General features: G+C 61.4%; 12 protein-coding genes and 1 pseudogene. 6 read left to right on the top strand and 7 right to left on the bottom strand.

The window, feature by feature from the left end; genetic code table 11:
• Positions 1 to 309: 309 nt before the first annotated feature.
• Together WH265_RS24065 and WH265_RS24060 are read left to right on the top strand one after the other, a co-directional pair.
• On the top strand, positions 310 to 1,848 hold the full coding sequence (locus WH265_RS24065) for a hypothetical protein (protein WP_312988475.1): 1,539 nt from the start codon (positions 310 to 312) through the stop codon (positions 1,846 to 1,848).
• Position 1,849: 1 nt separating this feature from the next.
• A complete protein-coding gene (locus tag WH265_RS24060; RefSeq protein ID WP_339559909.1) occupies positions 1,850 to 3,331 on the top strand; it encodes a gamma-glutamyltransferase family protein in 1,482 nt (493 codons plus the stop codon).
• A 6-nt stretch (positions 3,332 to 3,337) separates the two neighbouring features.
• Here WH265_RS24060 and glcF read toward each other — a convergent pair whose 3' ends face one another.
• The 4 genes from glcF to WH265_RS24040 all read right to left on the bottom strand — a co-directional run bounded on the left by glcF (position 3,338) and on the right by WH265_RS24040 (position 7,362).
• Positions 3,338 to 4,603, bottom strand: coding sequence for a glycolate oxidase subunit GlcF (gene glcF / locus WH265_RS24055; RefSeq protein ID WP_339559908.1), 1,266 nt, complete (start codon positions 4,601 to 4,603; stop codon positions 3,338 to 3,340).
• Between the two features lie 23 nt (positions 4,604 to 4,626).
• Positions 4,627 to 5,778 (bottom strand): glycolate oxidase subunit GlcE, encoded by a 1,152-nt coding sequence (gene glcE / locus WH265_RS24050; RefSeq protein ID WP_339559907.1) that lies wholly within the window; start codon positions 5,776 to 5,778, stop codon positions 4,627 to 4,629.
• Positions 5,779 to 5,877: 99 nt separating this feature from the next.
• Positions 5,878 to 6,825, bottom strand: a complete 948-nt coding sequence (locus WH265_RS24045; RefSeq protein WP_339559906.1) for an SMP-30/gluconolactonase/LRE family protein — start codon at positions 6,823 to 6,825, stop codon at positions 5,878 to 5,880.
• Positions 6,826 to 6,900: 75 nt separating this feature from the next.
• Positions 6,901 to 7,362 (bottom strand): Lrp/AsnC family transcriptional regulator, encoded by a 462-nt coding sequence (locus WH265_RS24040; protein ID WP_027011371.1) that lies wholly within the window; start codon positions 7,360 to 7,362, stop codon positions 6,901 to 6,903.
• A 100-nt stretch (positions 7,363 to 7,462) separates the two neighbouring features.
• Here WH265_RS24040 and WH265_RS24035 point away from each other — a divergent pair, with 100 nt between their 5' ends.
• Entirely contained in the window at positions 7,463 to 9,715 is a 2,253-nt protein-coding gene (locus tag WH265_RS24035) for an aminotransferase class V-fold PLP-dependent enzyme (RefSeq protein ID WP_339559905.1), read from the top strand.
• Positions 9,716 to 9,802: 87 nt separating this feature from the next.
• Here WH265_RS24035 and WH265_RS24030 read toward each other — a convergent pair whose 3' ends face one another.
• From WH265_RS24030 to WH265_RS24020, 3 genes are all read right to left on the bottom strand, one after another.
• Positions 9,803 to 11,110, bottom strand: a complete 1,308-nt coding sequence (locus WH265_RS24030) for an ammonium transporter (RefSeq protein WP_339559904.1) — start codon at positions 11,108 to 11,110, stop codon at positions 9,803 to 9,805.
• A gap of 65 nt (positions 11,111 to 11,175) precedes the next feature.
• Complete coding sequence (gene glnK / locus WH265_RS24025) at positions 11,176 to 11,514, bottom strand: P-II family nitrogen regulator (RefSeq protein ID WP_027010591.1); 339 nt, start codon at positions 11,512 to 11,514, stop codon at positions 11,176 to 11,178.
• A gap of 43 nt (positions 11,515 to 11,557) precedes the next feature.
• A complete protein-coding gene (locus WH265_RS24020; protein ID WP_021025640.1) occupies positions 11,558 to 12,289 on the bottom strand; it encodes a TorF family putative porin in 732 nt (243 codons plus the stop codon).
• Positions 12,290 to 12,616: 327 nt separating this feature from the next.
• On the opposite strand from WH265_RS24020, the pseudogene WH265_RS24015 reads away from it, so the two are divergent.
• From WH265_RS24015 to WH265_RS24005, 3 genes and pseudogenes are all read left to right on the top strand, one after another.
• Positions 12,617 to 12,868 (top strand): annotated as a pseudogene (locus WH265_RS24015) (magnesium chelatase domain-containing protein); the annotation flags it as partial.
• Positions 12,869 to 14,218: 1,350 nt separating this feature from the next.
• Positions 14,219 to 15,448, top strand: coding sequence for a hypothetical protein (locus tag WH265_RS24010; protein ID WP_339559902.1), 1,230 nt, complete (start codon positions 14,219 to 14,221; stop codon positions 15,446 to 15,448).
• Entirely contained in the window at positions 15,445 to 17,706 is a 2,262-nt protein-coding gene (locus WH265_RS24005; protein WP_339559901.1) for a hypothetical protein, read from the top strand. Before WH265_RS24010 ends, WH265_RS24005 begins: the two co-directional genes overlap by 4 nt.
• Positions 17,707 to 18,208 lie beyond the last annotated feature (502 nt).

Raw genomic sequence — 18,208 nt, 5'->3', positions numbered from 1 at the left:
TATCCAGTGTACAAACCCATGTCCTTGATCTGGATCCATAACCCTGCACTATCCAAGCCTTTGATGCGCCTCGCAAATCCCTAAAAAAACATGATTCTGACACCACCATAGCGCCAGGCATGCAAACGCCTTCATCGCGCAGATCCACCCTGAAATCCCCATCTTTGTATACGAAAATGGCGTTTCTTCACATTTAGCCCGGGTTTATCGCATGTTGCAATGCAATATTTCTGGTATTCCCTGATGATTTTTTGCTTCATTGTATTTAGTATACAAATTGGCTGTTAATCATTCTAAGGAGTAGCCACGATGGATCCGTCAGTCTCTATAGGCCCTGCGCACTGGGCCTACCTCGCCGGGGTGCTGGTCATCATCTTGACCATGGCCTTCCGTGCCAATGTGGTGGTGCCATCGATACTGGCTACCGTCGTTGTCGCCTTCGCCTGGAGCGGCAGCGCCATCACCGGGATAGGAAGCATATTCAGTGCCAGCATGGTGGCGGCCAAGGAGCTGTTCAACATCTTCCTGATCATTGCGCTGATGACGGCCCTGCTCAATGCGCTCAAGGACCTGGGCTCGGACATCCGCATGGTCAAGCCCTTTCGTGCGGTGATGAAAAACGGCCATGCGGCCTATTTCATCCTGGCGCTGGTCACCTACCTGATCTCGCTGTTCTTCTGGCCCACCCCGGCCGTGCCGCTGGTCGCGGCGGTGCTGCTGCCGGCAGCGATTGCGGCGGGCCTGCCGCCCATTGCAGGGGCAATGGCGATTGCGATTGCCGGCCAAGGCATGGCGCTGTCGTCGGACTATGTGATTGGCGTGGCGCCGGGCATCAGCGCCAAGGCCGCTGGCGGCATCAGTGCGGTGGCGGTGGCCGACAAGGCGCTGCTGCTGTCCTGGGTGGTCGGCATGATTGCGCTGTTCCTGTCGTACTTCAAGGTGCGCAAGCTCATCGTGCCCAGCGACAACGCACTGCTGGAGCGCTGGGAGCTGAACCCCGTGGGCATCAACGCACAGATCGAGGGCGCAGGCGCCTTTGACAAGGCCGAGATCGCCAAGGGCACCGCCCATGAGGGCGACCTGGGCACCAATTCCGAGCTGGAAGCCGAGCTGCGCAAAACCCAGCCACTGGCCTCGGCCTCCAAGCTTTTTGCCGTCGTCACGCCGCTGGCCTTCCTGGTGGTGATTCTGGTGATGGTGGCGCCCAAGTTCACCAGCAGTGTGCCCGAGCTCAAGGGTGGCGATGCGGCCATGCTGATCGGCGGCGTCGCGGCACTGCTGATGGTCTGGGCCACCACCGCTGCCCGGGGCTTTCGCAAGATGCTCGACGGCGCGGCCGACCACATCACCGATGGCTTTGTCTTTGCGTTCAAGGCCATGGGTGCGGTGCTGCCGATTGCCGGCTTCTTCTTTATCGGCTCGCATGAGACGGCCGGCCCCATCCTGGGCATTGCCGCCGGCCAGCCGGTGCCCGATCTGCTGTTCGAGCTGGTCAAGGCCAGCCAGCACCTGATTCCCGACAGCCAGCTGCTGGTGTCCTTTGGGGTGCTGCTGATGGGCATGATCACCGGCATTGATGGTTCGGGCTTTGCCGGGCTGCCGCTGACCGGCACCTTGTCGGGCGCACTGGGCCCAGCCTCGGGCATGGATGTATCGGCGCTGGCCGCGCTGGGCCAAATGGGCGCGGTGTGGACCGGTGGCGGCACCTTGATCGCCTGGTCCTCGCTGATTGCGGTCGCAGGCTTTGCCCGGGTGAATGTGCTGGAGCTGGCCCGGGCACTGCTGATACCAGTGGTGCTGGGCCTGTTGGCCGCGGTCTTCACCGCTGTCGCACTCTGGGGCGGTTGAGATGACGCAATTGCACCGCCAAGACCTGCCAGGCGCAGCCGGCGTGCTGGGCCGGGGCGCGATGCTGGCCACCGGCCATCCGCTGGCCGCAGCGGCCGCGCAAGCCCAGCTGCAGCAAGGCGGCTCGGCCGTCGATGCCGCGATTGCCGCCGATGCGGTGCTGGGCGTTGTCGAGCCCATGGCCACCGGCGTGGGTGGCGACCTGCTGGCCATGCTGGTGCCGCCAGGCCAGGCACCGCTGGCCTACAACGGCACCGGGCGTGCGCCCCAGGCTTTGACGGCGGCCCTGGTCGAGGCCCTGCCCCAGCGCCGCATCCCCGAGCGCCATCCGCTGTCCGTCACCACACCCGGCGTGGTGCAAGGCTGGTGGGATCTGCACCAGCGCTTTGGCAAACGCCCCTGGGCGCAGCTGTTCGATGCCGCCGTGCAGGCCGCCGGCCAGGGCTTTGCGGTGGCCCCCGTTGCTGCGCGTGAATGGGCCCTGTTCCAGCCGGTGATTGCCCGCGACGCGGCCAGCGCCGCGCTGTACCGCGCCGATGCCCCGCCCCGCGCTGGCGAGCGCTTTGACAACCCGGCGCTGGCCCGCTTGCTGCAGGCCGTCGCTGCGCAGGGGCCACAGGCCTTTTATGCGGGTGCCATCCCCGCCGCCTGCGCCGCTGCGGTGCAGGCAGCAGGTGGTGTGTTGGCCGCTGCAGATTTCAGCGCCCACCAGGGCAACTTCTGCACGCCAGTGAGCACCTCGTTTCGCGGCGCCACCATCTACGAATGCCCGCCCAACACCCATGGCGTGGCCGTGCTCCATGCGCTCGCTGCGATGCAGGACCAGGCCATCGACATGGCCAGCGCTGCCACCCAGGTCGCGCTGGTGCAGGCGATGGAAGCCGCGATGGCCCATGCCCAGCAGACCGTGGCCGACCCGGCCGGTAACACCGTCTGCACCACCGTGGTCGATGGCGATGGCCTGGCCATCAGCCTGATGAGCAGCGTGTTCAAGCGCTTTGGCTCGGGCATTGGTGTGGCCGAAGGCGGCTTTGTGCTGCAAAACCGGGGCCATGGCTTTTCGCAACCCGGCCATATCAATGGGCCGGCGCCAGGCAAGCGGCCGTACCACACCGTGGTGCCGGGTGCAGCGACGCGTGATGGCCAATTCCTCGGCGTGTTTGGCGTGGTGGGCGGCGCGATGCAGCCCCAAGGCCAGGTGCAGCTGCTGTGCCGCCTGCTGGCAGGCGGCGAGGCACCGCAGCCGGCCATGAACCAGCCGCGCTGGCGCCTGGAAGGCGGCCGGGTGCTGGCGGTGGAAGCCGGCATGCCGCCCGCGATCACCGCCGCGCTGCGGGCCCAGGGCTACCGCGAGCCCAGCGGTGAAGGCGAGCTCGGCGGGCGCAGCGATTTTGGCGGCGCGCAGTGCATCTGGCGCCTGGCCGATGGCCAGCTCTGCGGCGCATCCGACCACCGCAAGGACGGCCTGGCGCTGGCCGTCTGAGCCGCTTCAGCGCTGGGCCTTGGCGGGCGCCAGCGCCTCGTCGATCACCTCGATCCAGTGGCGCACCGGCACATCGGTGCCCGACTGCAAATGCGAGATACAACCGATATTGGCCGACAGGATCGCGGCGGGCGGCGCATCGCTGCAGGCCTGGTTCAGGGTGCCGATCTTGCGGTCGCGCAGCTGGTGCGCAATCTCGGGTTGCAGCAACGAATAGGTTCCGGCCGAGCCGCAGCACAGGTGCGATTCCACCCGCGAGACGCGGATGTCAAAGCCCAGGCGGCGCAGGCTGGTCTCCACCCCGCCGCGCAGCTTTTGGCCATGCTGCAAGGTGCAGGGCGGGTGGTAGGCCAGCGGCGCCTCGGGCAGGTTCAGCTGGCCCTGCAGGCGCTGCTCCAGCTCGGGCAGCATGTCGGGCAGCAGCTCGCAAAGGTCACGCGCCAGCGCGCCAATCGCAGCGGCACGCGCGGCATAGGCGCTGTCATGGCGCAGCAGGTGGCCGTAGTCCTTGACCATCACGCCGCAGCCAGAAGCCGTGGTCACAATCGCTTCGACCTGCTGGCTCTCCACATGGGGCCACCAGGCATCGATATTGGCCCGCGCCTGCGCCAGCGCGCCCTGCGGGTCGCTCAGGTGCTGCTGCACCGCGCCGCAGCAGGCGGCGGCTGGCGTAACCAAGGTCTGGATGCCCACGGCATCGAGCACCCGGGCAGCGGCGGCATTGATATTGGGCAGCATCACTGGCTGCACGCAGCCGGCCAGCATCAGCACCTTGCGCGCATGCGTGCGCGTCGGCCACTTGCCGGCACGCGGTACGCGCGCCAGCTTGGCCTTGAGCGCGGCAGGCAGCACCGGGCGGGCCAGCCGCCCCAGCGCCAGCGCCGGGCCAAAGGCCTTGGAGACCATGCCCTTGCGCAGCGCCCAGCGCTGCAGGCGCTCGGCCGTCGGGCGTTCCACCTTCTGGTCAACGATGTGGCGGCCGATATCGAGCAGCTTGCCGTATTGCACGCCGCTGGGGCAGGTCGATTCGCAATTGCGGCAGGTCAGGCAGCGGTCCAGGTGGGTCTGGGTCTTGCGTGTGGGCTCCTGGCCCTCGAGCACCTGCTTGATCAGGTAGATGCGGCCGCGCGGGCCGTCGAGCTCGTCGCCCAGCAGCTGGTAGGTGGGGCAGGTGGCCGTGCAAAAGCCGCAATGCACGCACTTGCGCAAAATGGCCTCGGCCTCCTGGCCTTCGGGGGTGTCTTTGAATTCGGGGGCTAATTGGGTTTGCATGGTGCAGGGGTGCCTCGATTAGCTTAGTTCAGCGCCCAGTCGCCCAAGCGCCCGGGGTTGAAGATGCCATGGGGGTCAAACGCGTGCTTGAGCCGCTGCTGCACCTGGCGCAGTGCGGGCGAGGCAGGCGTAAAACCAAAATCATCGGATGCGACCAGGCCCACCTGGGGCCCGGGCCTGAAGCACACGGCGCTGCCGCCCACACTGGTGGCCAGCGCCTGCAAGGCCTGGGCATGCGGCATGGGGGCCTGCACCCAGCGCAGCGCGCCGCCCCATTCCATCAAGGGTTGCAGGCCTTCTTCGGTGCAGGGCAGCACCGGCGTGGTGGCCGGCAGCGACAGGCGCCACAGCGCATGGCTCGGGTCCATGGCACTGAACCAGGGCAGCTGCTGCTCACGGCAGGCCAGCCAGGCGGCATCGGCCTGGCCGTGGTCCAGCATGGTGCCGCCCATGCCATCCAGGGCCGACTGCACCGCCGCCACTGCGCCGCGCAGCCGCACCAGCAGATGGCCTTGATCACCGTCGCCCGATTGCTGCCACAGGCTGGCATTGATGGGCAGCGGCTTGGCGCGCCAGGCCGAGAGCTTGTCGAGTGCCTGCTGGGCCGTGCATTCGTAGTACAGGGTGGCCTGCGCGCGCTGCATCGGCAGCACCTTGAGGCTGATGTCGGTCAGCAGGCCCAGGGTGCCCCAGGCACCGGCCATCAGCCGCGACACGTCATAGCCCGCCACGTTCTTCATCACCTGGCCGCCAAAGCGCAGCAGCTCGCCCTGGCCATTGATCAGCTCCAGGCCCAGGATGTAGTCACGCACCGCACCCACCGCCGCCCGCGAGGGGCCCGACAAACCGGCAGCCACCATGCCGCCCACAGTAGCGTCCGGGCCAAAATGCGGCGGATCAAAGGCCAGGCATTGGCCGCATTCGGCCAGGCTCGCTTCCAGCGCCGCCAGCGCTGTGCCGGCCCGCACGGTCACGACCAACTCACTGGGCTCGTAGCTGATGATGCCGCTGTAGCTGCGGGTGTCGAACACCTCGCCGCCCAGGCGCGCACCATAAAAATCCTTGCTGCCACCGCCCCGGATGCGCAGCGGCGTCTTGTGGGCATGCGCCGATCGAACGCGCTCCTGCCAGTCGAGCACGGTGGGGGAAAGAGAGGCAGCCACAGCTTGGTCCATGGCCCCATGGTAGCGGCAGTTGCGTCTGGCGTGGTCCGCTCAAGTTAGATGGGAGACTGAGGCCCAGCCCCGCAAGGCCCATGCAGCCTGCGCCTGCGCTTAAAACCCATGCCCGATTTCCCGCCAAGGTTGGGTCGGCAGGCCCGCCACACCGACGCGCATTGCAAACACGCAGCCCGACAGCGGCAGCTGGGCCAGCTCGTCGCGGCTGCGGCCGTGGCGGGCAGAGGTGACGTACAAGGTGCGGCCATCGCTGCCGCCAAAGCAGGGCATCGTGGGGCAGAGCGCCGGCGTGTAGTGGCTGGCGAGGATGCGGCCCTGGGGGGAGATCTGCAGCACGCGGCCGCCCTCGTACATCGCGCACCAGTAGTTGCCCTCGACATCGACAGCGGCGCCATCGGGCCGGCCGCCATAGCCGGGCTCGCCCGGGGTCCAGCCCTCGGGCTTGCCGTCAAAGCGCATGAAGACTTCGCCCTCGCCCTGCGGGTAGCCGCTCACGTCGCAGGCGAATTTCTTGATCGTGTGGCTGGGGGTATCGGCCCAGTACATGGTGCGCCGGTCGGGCGACCAGGCCAGGCCATTGGCGTTGGAGACGCCAGCTTGCACCTTGCGCACCGTCGTGGTGCCCGTCAGCCCATCGATGCAGTAGAGCGCGGCCACCGGCTGGCGCGGGCCGCTGGCGGGCTCGTGGATGGTGCCCACCCAGAAGCGGCCCTGGGCATCGCAGCGGCCGTCGTTGCCGCGCTCGGTGGCCGGGTCGATCGGCAGGCGGGCGATGTCGTGCAGGGTGCCGCCCCAGTGGGTGGCGCGGCAGATGCGGTCGCGCAGCACGACGATCCAGCCGTCCAACGCGCCGCCGCTGCGGGCTGGCGCGATGCAGCCGGGCTCGGCGGGCATGTCCCAGCGGTCCATATAGCCCGATCCGGGCATCGTGCGCCACAGCTGTTTGCCAGCCACATCGACGCCATAGAGAACACCACCGCTGGCTTGCCAGAAAGGAGACTCCCCCAACGCAAAGGGCTGGCTGACCACGGTATGCCAGATCATGGCGTTCCTTTAGAAATAAATTGCATGGAAAACCCTAAGCATTATCTGTGCCACCTGGGTTGCAGCGAGGCGGGCTTATGGAATATAGGACAGCGGCAAGGCGGTGGTGAACTTCAGCTCTTCCATCGCAAAGCTGGACGACACATCGAGCAACTGGGTATCGGCAATCAGGCGTTTGTAGACCTTGTCGTAGGCGGCGATATCGGGCACCACCACGCGCAGCAGGTAGTCCACCTCGCCGCTCATGCGGTAGAACTCCACCACCTCGGCAATGGCCGCCACTGCCGCGCGAAAGCGCTCAAACCACTCCTGGCTGTGCGTGCTGGTGCGCACCGCCACAAACACCGTCACGCCCACATTGACCTTGTCGCGGTCCACCAGCGCCACCTGGCGCTTGATGACCCCGGCCTCCTTGAGCCGCTGGATACGGCGCCAACAGGGCGTGGCCGACAGCCCGACCTGGGCCGCCAGATCGGCCACCTGGGTCTCCGCATCGGCCTGCAGCAACTCCAGCAGTTTGCGGTCAATAGAATCCAATTTCATTTTTTCCCCATTTCTTGGAATGAAACTCCAATATTGTGCAGTAGCTGGCGAATTTTGCGACTTTATTCCCCGGCCCGGGCTGGACAATTTGGGCATGGAAATCTACCTCGACGCCAACGCCACCACCCCCGTCCTTCCCCAAGCCCGCGCCGCCGCCCTGGCGGTGATGGCCGATGCCTACGGCAACCCCAGCAGCATCCATGGCAGCGGCCTCAAGGCCCGCGCGCTGCTGGACGACGCACGTGCCGCCGCACGCCAGGTGCTGGGCGTGCCCAGCGGCCAGCTGCTGTTCACCAGCGGCGCGACCGAGGGCATCCAGACCGCCGTGCTGTCCGCGCTGAGCGCCCTGCGCCAGCGCCGCGAGGCCGGCGACAACACTGTGCTGCAGTTGCTCTACGGCGCCACCGAACACAAGGCCGTGCCCGAAGCCCTCAAGCACTGGAATGCCGTGCTCGGCCTGCAGCTGCCGATCGCCGCCATCCCCGTGGGCCGCGATGGCCGACATGACCTGGCCTGGCTGCGCGCGCAGGCGCCCTCGGCCGGCCTGGTCTGCACGATGGCGGCCAACAACGAAACCGGCGTCATCAGCGACCTGGACGGCATTGCCGATGCGCTGCGCGGCAGCCCGGCGCTGTGGCTGGTCGATGGCGTGCAGGCGCTGGGCAAGCTGGCGCTCAAGCCGGTAGAGCGCGGCATCGACTACGCGCCGTTCTCCGGCCACAAGCTCTATGCCCCCAAGGGCGTGGGCATGCTCTATGTGCGCGAGGGCGCGCCCTTTACCCCGCTGCTGGCCGGCGGCGGGCAGGAAGGCGCGCTGCGCGCCGGTACCGAAAACATGGCCGGCATTGCCGCGCTGGGCGCCGTGCTGCGCGCGCTGCAGGATGGCAGCAGCTTTGCCAGCGCCACCACGATGGCAGGCCACCGCAGCCAGCTCGAAGCCGCACTGCGCGAGGCCTTTGCCGGCCTGGTGTTCAATGCGCCCCCGGCGCTGTGCCTGCCCACCACGTTGAATTTTGCCGTGCCGGGCCTCAGCGCCAAGCTGCTGCTCGATCTGTTTGATGCTGCCGGCCTGCGGGTGAGCGGCGGCTCGGCCTGCAGCGCCAGCAAGGCCCAGCCCAGCTATGTGCTTGAAGCCATGGGCCTGCCCGCCTGGCAGACGGCTGCTGCAGTGCGCATGTCCTTTGGCGCGGCCGATTCGGCCGAGATGATTGCCGAGGCCTGCCAGCGCATCCGCGCCTGCGGCGCGGCACTGCGCGCGAACTGTCTGGTGGAAGCGCCCGAAGACACCGCCCATGGCACCGCCCCGCTGCTGACGCGCTTTGTCGTCGACGGCGCCTGCTGCTACCTGCTGGCCGATGCCGCCAGCCAGCGCTGCGTGGTGGTCGATCCGCTGCCCGAGCTGGTCGAGCGCCTGGCGCAATGGCTGCGCTGCCGGGGCTTTACCCTGGCCGCCGTGCTCGATACCCACAGCCATGGCGACCATGCCTCATCGGCGGCCGAGCTGCGCGCTGCCGTGCCCGCTGCGCTGCAGGCCACGGGCGCGGTCGATACGCTGGGCTGGCCCCAAGGCGCCACGCAGATCGCGCTGGGTGCCTACCGCTTGAGCCGCCTGGCGCTGCCCGGCCACACCGAAGATTCCACCGCCTACCTGCTGCACGAAGGTGCGCAGCTGCAGCTGGCCCTGGTGGGCGATACCGTGCTGCCCGGCGCGCTGGGCCGCAGCGATTTTGCGCAGAGCGCGCCGCTGGCCTATGCGGACAGCCTGCGCCTGTTGGCCCAGACCGTGGGCCCGCAGACCCTGCTGCTGCCCGGCCATGACTATGACAACCGCTTTGCCTGCACCTTGGCCGTTGAAGCTGCTGCCCAGCCGCTGCTGGCCGGCGTGCTGCAGGGCCAGCTCGATGCCGCGGCCTTTGCCGCTGCCAAGGCCGTGCTGGAGCAGAACCTGGCCCCCACCGCCTACCAGACGATGGCCTGCGGCGCCCGCGTCGATGCCGCCACGCCCGCCGTGTGTGTGGAGCTGCCGGTGGCCCGTGCCCAGGCGCTGCAGCAGGCCGGCAGCGCCGCGCTGCTGGTCGATGTGCGCGAGCCCTATGAGCAGCAGCTGGGCCAGGCACCTGGCATGGACGATGGCGCCAGCAGCCAGGCCGTGCCGCTGTCGGGCCTGCTCAATGCGCTGCCGCAGTGGCTGGCCTTGCCGGCCGATACCCCCGTAGTGTTTTACTGCCGCAGCGGCAACCGCAGCGCCCAGGCCGCCCATGCATTGCGCCGGCTGGGCCACCAGCAGGCCTTCAGCGTGGCCGGCGGCCTGGCGCTGTGGCCAGAGCGCGCCACGGCACCCGTCTAAGCTTTGTCTTCAGCGCCAGTTCGGCGCATAAAAAAAGGCCGGCCGGGTTGTGCACCCGTCCGGCCCCCCAAGGAGTATCCGCAAGAATCAACGTCCGTAGGCCGCTTCGCCGTGGGAGGTGATGTCCAGGCCTTCGCGTTCGGCTTCTTCCGTCACACGCAGACCACCGGTCAGCAAACCTGCCACCTTGTACGAGATCCAGGCCACCACACCCGACCACACGATGGTGATCAGCACGCCCTTGGTTTGCACCCAGATCTGGTGGGCCATGTTGTAGCCTTCTGGCTCGACACCGCCGAGGCTGGAGGCGCAGAACACACCGGTCAGGATGGCACCCAGGATACCGCCCACGCCGTGCACACCGAAGACGTCGCAGGTGTCATCGACCTTGAGCAGGCGCTTGAGACCGGACACACCCCACAGGCACAGAGCACCGGCGAGCAGACCCATCACGATGGCACCCATGGGGCCGACAAAACCAGCGGCTGGGGTGATGACCACCAGGCCACCAACGGCACCCGAAGCGGCACCCAGCATCGAGGGCTTGCCCTTGTGCAGCGTCTCGCAAACCAACCAGCTCACGCAGGCTGCGCCGGTGGCCACGATGGTGTTGATGAAGGCCAGACCGGCAAGACCGTTGGCAGCACCTGCCGAGCCGGCGTTGAAGCCGAACCAGCCCACCCACAGCAGCGATGCGCCCACCATAGTCAGAGTCAGGTTGTGCGGTGCCAGCGCTTCGCGGCCAAAGCCCAGGCGCTTGCCCAGCACATAGGAGCCCACCAGACCGGCCACACCGGCGTTGATGTGCACAACGGTGCCACCGGCAAAGTCCAGCGCGCCATCCTTGCCCAGCAGACCACCGCCCCAGACCATGTGGGCAATCGGCAGGTAGCTGAAGGTGAACCACAGCACGGCGAAGATCATCACGGCCGCAAACTTGATGCGCTCGGCAAAGGCACCGACGATCAGCGCCACGGTGATGGCGGCGAACGTGGCCTGGAACGAGACGAACACATACTCCGGCACGGTGGCCATCGCACCCGACAAGGTATCGGGCGTGATGCCCATCAGGAACACCTTGCCGAAGTCGCCAAAGAAGTTGCCTTCACCGGAGAAGGTCAGCGAGTAGCCGTAGATGGTCCACAGCACGGTGATCAGCGAGAAGATCGTGAACACCTGGGCCAGCACCGACAGCATGTTCTTGCTGCGCACCAGACCGCCATAGAACAGCGCCAGACCCGGGATGACCATCAGGATCACCAGCATGGTCGAGGTCATGATCCAGGCGGTATCGCCTGCATTCAGAACGGGAGCTGCCGCATCGGCCGCAGCCGCGTTGCCCGCAGTGGCCAGTGCCACTGCCGCCAGCCCTGCCAAGGAAAGAAGTCGTCTCATGTTGTTCACACCTTCAAGATAAATTGGCTTGTTGCGCGCGCCTTGCCAGCGCGGAGCGCTGTTTTTTAGATCGCGTTCGGGCCGGTTTCGCCGGTACGGATACGCACCACCTGCTCCAGCGGCGAGACAAAGATCTTGCCGTCGCCGATCTTGCCGGTGCGCGCTGCGTTCTCGATGGCCTCGATCACCCGGTCCACCAGGTCCTCGGCCACCGCAATCTCCAGCTTCACCTTGGGCAGGAAGTCCACCACGTACTCGGCGCCTCGGTACAGCTCGGTATGGCCCTTCTGACGGCCAAAGCCCTTGACCTCGCTCACCGTGATGCCTTGCACCCCAATATCGGACAGCGCCTCACGCACTTCATCGAGCTTGAAGGGCTTGATCACCGCCACTACCAGTTTCATGTTCATAGTCTCTCCTGTCGTCACTTATTGCAGCGGCGCTGCATCAAAAAGCCTTGGTCAGCGACACGATCGCGCGACCCTTGTTCACAAAGCCAAAGGCACCCGTCTTGTTGGCGCCCACCCAGGCGGCGCTCAGCGAGAAGCCGTCACCCAGGTCGTAGGCACCGCCCACGCTGTAGTCCAGGTAGTTGGGCACGCCCAGGTCCTTGATGTCGCTCGAAAAGCGCGTGTAGCCCACGGCCAGCTTCAAGGTCGTCTTGGGCGCCACTTCCTGGGCAAATGCCACATTCAGGTAACCGGTGTTGCGGCCCTTGTACGTGCTGTCGTACTTGGTGCCGGCCCAGCCAAAGTAATCCTTCGACACGGTGTGCGAGTACTTCACGGTCACGGGACCCAAGGTGCCCGAGCCATACAGTTCGGTGGTGTTGCCCAGCGTGTTGCCGGGGTAGACATAGGTCAGCAGACCCACATCCCAGTCCACATCAGCGGCCTTGAACTTGTAGCCACCGTAGAAATCCATCTCCAGCTTGTTGTTGTCGAGCCAGTCGACGGTGGAGTTCCAGTTCCCCACATAAAAGCCGCTGTCGCCAAAGGCGTAGTCGACCCCTCCCTGGAGTGCGGGCTTGACCCATTGGGCACTAGAGGACTTCTGGTCCTGACCGCGGAACTTGTAGTTCGTGGTCACGCTCACATTGGCGGTCAGCTGCGCGCTTGCCACCATTGGCAGCGCCAGGAACGCTGCACCCGCCACCACCATCCAGCCTCTGTTGCTCATTGCCATTGCCACACTCCTTGTTGATGAATTCGACCCATCCGTTTGTGGCAAGCACAATGCACAGAGCGTGCCAAACCCAGCGCTACCCGCTGCGTTGCGCGCACCAGACAAGCGCAGCGCGCTATATTTTTTTGCAAATGCTTACGTTCTGAGCCGCCACAGGGCGGGCGGGGGCGCGGGATGGCAGGCCGGCGCCGCCGCCACGCCGGCCCCGGGCTGTCGCCACTTGTTGCTGCCAGCGACTTTTGCGATGCTGGTGGCAGCCGTGCCTCCAAGAGGTGCTTCGCAATGCACCAAAAAGGTGCAAAACCACAAGGAAGCCCGCCCATGAGTCTCGCCGTGGTGCACAGCCGGGCCCTGGTCGGGCTCACCGGCCATCCCGTCAGTGTTGAAGTCCATCTGGCCAATGGCCTGCCCAGCTTTACCCTGGTCGGCCTGGCCGATCTGGAAGTGAAGGAAGCGCGCGAGCGCGTGCGCTCGGCGCTGCAAAACAGCGGGCTGGAGTTTCCGCACAACAAGCGCATCACCGTCAACCTGGCACCGGCCGATCTGCCCAAGGAGTCGGAACGATATAAGTTGCGTAACACTTGCTTAATAACATTAGCCCGCATGTGCACTGCACATTTGTAAAGCAAGTGATGCAGCCACTTGCTTCAATTTCGCAGAAATATTTTTGAAGGTAGCAACGACGATCGTTGAAGGCGCTACTTGCTACGCCGAACATACAAACAAAGCGCTTTCGAGTGGCCTTCAGAACGTATAGACACTCGTCATTAATTAGCTGCTGCACCACCTTCTCAGATATGAACACGTACAGCCTGTTCAGTGTGGCCAGCATCTCGCGGCCAAAGTTTCGCAAGGGGTTCCCACGCCGTTGGCAGAGGAAATGAACCCTGCGTTTGGCGTCATAACAACAGCCACAGCCAACGTGAGCACACGTGTTTCACTTCGCCCGCGTTTTCGACTAATATCGGGGCATGATCGGGCATGAGCCTCCTCGATCTTTAAACATACATTGAGGTCCGCGTAGCACTGCCCACGGTCGGCTTATAAAGAGCAAGTAGTGGGAAAGTTAGGTAGCGGCTAACTATTTGGACAACTTAGTTGTCGTCCATTTTTGAGATCGGCTCACGAGCACTTTAGCTCCTGTCCGTGATGTGTAAGCGCCAGGCGACTCTGTTTTCCTGAACGCGACTAGAAAGCCAGATCCGTTGATCTGGCTTTCGCCTTTAGATCCCTGCGTTTACTATGCAGATTAATTCGTTGATAGGATGGATGATCCCACTGACTAAGTGCATCAGCGAACCTAATGCTGCAGCAATGTGCATTTGCGGTCAACAAAAGGATGGATCACTATGGCAACGCACAGTCAATCCAAGACCTCGCGACTAGATCCATCTTCTACCCCAGAGCCAGTAGGCTACGAACTAGACGATGGACCTCTGAGCGAGGCCCAAATCCAAGCGATCCAGAAGTTGGCCGACCAGCAAGCGTTTACTGGAGCGTCTATCCGCGAAAGTAGCCTTTTGTCAGCCAAGCTTTCGGTAAGCAACTTCCGAGACGATCTCATGAACGGGTCATCGCGTTGATTGACGATCCCGTATGACCCTAGGCATATGCCTTTGTCAAGCGGCCCGTCTGAATGAAGAACTGAAGAATCTAGCACCCATTGCGACCTGAGAGGCAGTCTTTAACGCCTTAACCACGCCCAAAGAAAGAATTATCCCTAGTTTGAACTTTCCCCTAGGATCAAGCCGGTGCCCGCAGTCGGATCATGGCAGATAGGTCGAGACAGTTCTAGTCGTTGAAGGGTCGACAAAGTTTTTTGAGGTCGACTTTAAGCTGAAGGCAACCTCTCACACGGCTGCGCGCAAACAATTGTCCGATAATACTATCGACTCCGCTGCATCTATGACGTACGATCCAACCATGTTGGAATTTTCCCCAGCCACCACGCTGTCGCTACTGGACTTGGTTACGAATCAGGCTTTACCACTTGGGAAGCCAGAAGTTGTTGTCGAAATCCCCGACACCTACTTGACAGACGAGCGACTAGAGCGTCCGGGAGTGGAAGGCATTGCCATCCAACGTCTTTTGACGTTAGCGCAGCAACTTTCTTCCATCCGATTTTCTTGGGGGCAAGCAGCTGCACAGCGAGTGCTTGCTTCACCAGCGGTTCATCCTTTGGCAAGCATATGCCTTTGCCTCAACAATGCAACTCATGTTTGCGAGAACGGCGACGTCATTGGCAAGGATGCGTTTGAGCGTGCTCGTCAAAATTTAGTTTCGCACCGCCTCGGTGCAGACATGTTCTCTGAACGCCAAGTGCTCATTAGCTTGGACTATCAACGACCAAGCCTCCCTTTCGATCTTTATGAGCCCTCTTCACGGCGTCTTCGTCGTGAAGAGGAGTTTGAGGCTCTTGTCGATGATCTTCTTTTTGCACAGCGTGGTGCGGGCTTCCGCGCTGAAGTACTCCCAAAATTTCGACTCCCAATTGCCATTATCTTGCGTGAACTAATTGAGAACACCGATGATCATGCAAGGACAGATTTCGACGGAAGCATACTAAAACCAAATGCCGTGCGCTGTTTGCTCGTCAAACGAATAGAGCAGGAGCAGTTGTTCCCAGCGAAAATGGAAAATAAAAATCCACCAATGCCTTGTCTAGAATTCACCATAATAGATAGTGGCATAGGTTACTACAACTCCTATCGTCGTCAGTTGCTTAGAGGTCAAGCCAGGGGGATACCTGTGAAAGTCGGAGAAACACAGGCAGATACCATTCGGCAGTATGAACTTGGACCTAATGTGTCACTAGACATCGAGTATGCGATCTTGCTCAAGTGCTTGGAACGCCATTCCGATAATGCCGTCCCAGACACTAGGCCTGGGCATCGAGGAATGGGTCTGTATGAAGTGCTACGTGCGCTTAAGATGATGCACGGAATGTTCGAGGTGCGTACAGGACGTATCCATGGATATCGGAGCTTTCTGGAAGGCGAAGCACGCCTTCAACTGGAGTCTGAAGATTCAAAAACAAGGCCAGGAATGCCTAAGGCCAGCCTGCTTGATGTGTCCAGTAAGTTCTGGAAAAAGCCGACTCCCCACGAATTGGTGCGTGGCTCGGTTGTCCGCGTAGTGGTGCCTTTGGTATGAAATTTGGCAACGAAACGCGTGCATTGTGGCTGCGCACGCGATATAGAGAGCAGCAGTATGAAGGAGAAGCTTGCCTCCTAGTTTACGACGATGAATCGTTCAGTGATCTGATGGTGAGCGGAGATATTAAGGAAGTTTTCGAGCGACGCGCGAATACAGCCAACATATTCATAGCAGCCCCCTTTTTAAGTGGCGACAAATGCCGCACCGCATTAAAACCGGGAACTTCAGTTCAGCGCGCAGCTTCCTATCTCTCTGGCAGAAGCGGGAATGTCTATCTTGTCGAGTTGTGTGGAGAAACCGATTCCGAGAACCTTGTCGTGATGACCCGCCAAGTGAGCTGGGACTCAAAAGCGAATGAAGCGATATTTGGTAAGACAGAGGTGTTGAGTGCTGTACTGCAGGAAGGTTGGCTGTTTGACCTTTTTGACCGTAATGAAGGCTTGATTGTTGCGCCTGCAGGCGTTCACTTTCGTAAAAGCTCGCGCAAACACACTGGCACTTTTCTTCGGGCCGCAAACGCCCTGACTTGCTCGGCAGCATGCGGTCTACTCGCTCTCCTCTCTCTGCAGCAGCTAGGTCGCGTACTTGCCAAACGCATATTTGTAGACACTGCACCTTTGCTTTCATTGGCATTTGCACTCACCCGCGTTGCAAGGGTACACAACATCTGGACAGATGATGTTCCCGCGCGTTCTTTCAGCTCATACGGTGGATTAAAGCGGATTGGTCGACTCTCGACCAATGACATCGTCTTAGTTTCCGCTTCAACCTCAGGTTCACTTGCTAGAGAAGTTGTAGACCAAGGGGGCCGTAGCGGAGGTATCGTAACGCTCTATTTTTTGTCTAGCGACAATGCGGAAAGGCCTAAGGGAGTTCTTTGCGACCTGACTATCACGGCCGAAAAGAACGTCGGTTATCAACCCATTGCGAATTTTCCTGCCGATAATTGTAGGCTCTGTAAATCATACTATCTGCTTGCTGAACTTGAGGGCGATCAGTTTTTGCTGCAGCAGCGCCGACATCGACTTTTGAAAATTATAAAAAGCACTCAGTCTCAAGAGGCGCGTGCTGCCCTAACCGATCTTCACAAGAGTCAAGCAATTGAGGTTTTGCTTCGAGCAGAGACTGGACAAACAGTACCAATCACAGTCAATGAGACCTTACTTCTTTCGAGTACCTCCGTTAGACCTGCACTGATTCGGTTACTGCAGCGTTACACTCCTCAGCCTCTTGCTCTAATTGTTCGGGTAAATATTTCGGAGGGTGACGTTATCGCGCTCTTTGCCGACGCCACGATGTCCACATTTATACCTAACGCGAAAATAATCGACTGGACAGAGGTTACTGGATATCCGACCTTGGCCAAAGGTGCCGGCGTTCTCGTAATCTTTGGATGTCTCACAAGTCAAACACGAGCCCGATCCATAAACGCATCACTAAGATCTGTAGTCGACGAAGGGAACGTAGCCTATCTGTCAGCCCTCACATTGGCCAGTAGCCCAGAGCAGTACAGAGATTTGAAGACTTTTTTAGGATATGGTGAGCGAGGACCGGAAACTTTTACATACCGCGAAGTCAAGAGACTTGCATTGCCGGAAATGGGTGGCTCAGAAAACCCATGGGAAGTCGAACTTCAGTTACTAGACACGATTGCGGAGCACACTAACTCTCCAGAATTAAACAAACGTCGAAATTATCTCTCCGACAACTCCAGTGCCAGTGAAGATATCTTCTTGCCAGGCAAAGATTTTCCTTTGGCTATTCGGAGAGATTTTGTTTATCTAGATACGAGCGATGGAACTGCTAATGTTGCGCAAGCCACAGTGTTCACTGTGATTTCGAACTTATTATGCGTAGCTCGATCAAACAACCGAGAACTCGGCGCGAAGCCTGGGTCTTCGGAAGAGGTTTTGACTCTGGCTCAATCTGTGTATGGCCACGTATTGGTGGATCCCATTACTTTTCTCAACTACAACGACCCCATTCTAAAAGCTAGCATTTTACGCGCAGCGAAGCCGAGTGAACTCATGTACGAAGCGGATGAAATTTTCAGTTCGCAGGTTTCCGAAATCGTTCTCTCGGAACTCGGTAGTTGGCATACAGGTAGTGGTGACGCACTACCTGAAATGCTGTTAGCAATGGCTACTTCACGACTAAGACTACGCGAGATAGACCGACTGCATGTTCGCAATATGGCACTACAGTCACAACTACCTCCATTGCTTGAAGCTCTCGCGAAGTCCATTCCATCCTGATCTCGGCTCATAGATGAGTGCAAAGGGGTGATCTTCAATGCGAATGTGTGAGTCCGCAACTCATTCAATAAAAAGGAAACGCTCACCCGGAGAAAACCGGCGAAGCAGTCATAGAAAGCGAATTGCTTAGCGGCTACTCAATGGGTTAACGCAACGCTATTGTCTGAGTCTTTAAAATAATCGAGAGACCTATGTTTGATCGTGAGCATCTTTTCCAATTGCTTGTTGCCAAAGAATGGGATGCTCTGTCAGAGCAACTGTATGCTCACCGGAGCCTTTTAAATCAAGACCAAGTCTTGCAGCAGATTGCTAATCTGTTCGACAGAGAATTTCTTGAACACCTGCGAAGCCTCACAGCCATAGAACAGGTAAGGACTTCTCGCCACATCTCATTAGTGATCGCGTCTGAGCGTCGCGAGTTCAAAGTAAGCGTCCGGTCATCCCATCTTGACTCGCAATAGCGTGCGGCGAAGGCGTTTGATGGAAGCTCCGGCAATTGCTC

Origin of the sequence: Comamonas sp. MYb396, assembly GCF_037479555.1 — a bacterium.
GTDB lineage: Bacteria > Pseudomonadota > Gammaproteobacteria > Burkholderiales > Burkholderiaceae_C > Comamonas.
Note: the sequence above shows the minus strand (reverse complement) of the source record. Positions and strands in the feature narration are given on the sequence as shown.

What these genes read in the sequence shown, in the direction of transcription:
- WH265_RS24065 (WP_312988475.1), top strand. Translation starts at nt 310, where the DNA reads ATGGATCCGTCAGTCTCTATAGGCCCTGCGCACTGGGCCTACCTCGCC.
- WH265_RS24060 (WP_339559909.1), top strand. Translation starts at nt 1,850, where the DNA reads ATGACGCAATTGCACCGCCAAGACCTGCCAGGCGCAGCCGGCGTGCTG.
- glcF (WP_339559908.1), bottom strand. Translation starts at nt 4,603, where the DNA reads ATGCAAACCCAATTAGCCCCCGAATTCAAAGACACCCCCGAAGGCCAG.
- glcE (WP_339559907.1), bottom strand. Translation starts at nt 5,778, where the DNA reads ATGGACCAAGCTGTGGCTGCCTCTCTTTCCCCCACCGTGCTCGACTGG.
- WH265_RS24045 (WP_339559906.1), bottom strand. Translation starts at nt 6,825, where the DNA reads ATGATCTGGCATACCGTGGTCAGCCAGCCCTTTGCGTTGGGGGAGTCT.
- WH265_RS24035 (WP_339559905.1), top strand. Translation starts at nt 7,463, where the DNA reads ATGGAAATCTACCTCGACGCCAACGCCACCACCCCCGTCCTTCCCCAA.
- WH265_RS24030 (WP_339559904.1), bottom strand. Translation starts at nt 11,110, where the DNA reads ATGAGACGACTTCTTTCCTTGGCAGGGCTGGCGGCAGTGGCACTGGCC.
- glnK (WP_027010591.1), bottom strand. Translation starts at nt 11,514, where the DNA reads ATGAAACTGGTAGTGGCGGTGATCAAGCCCTTCAAGCTCGATGAAGTG.
- WH265_RS24020 (WP_021025640.1), bottom strand. Translation starts at nt 12,289, where the DNA reads ATGAGCAACAGAGGCTGGATGGTGGTGGCGGGTGCAGCGTTCCTGGCG.
- WH265_RS24010 (WP_339559902.1), top strand. Translation starts at nt 14,219, where the DNA reads ATGTTGGAATTTTCCCCAGCCACCACGCTGTCGCTACTGGACTTGGTT.
- WH265_RS24005 (WP_339559901.1), top strand. Translation starts at nt 15,445, where the DNA reads ATGAAATTTGGCAACGAAACGCGTGCATTGTGGCTGCGCACGCGATAT.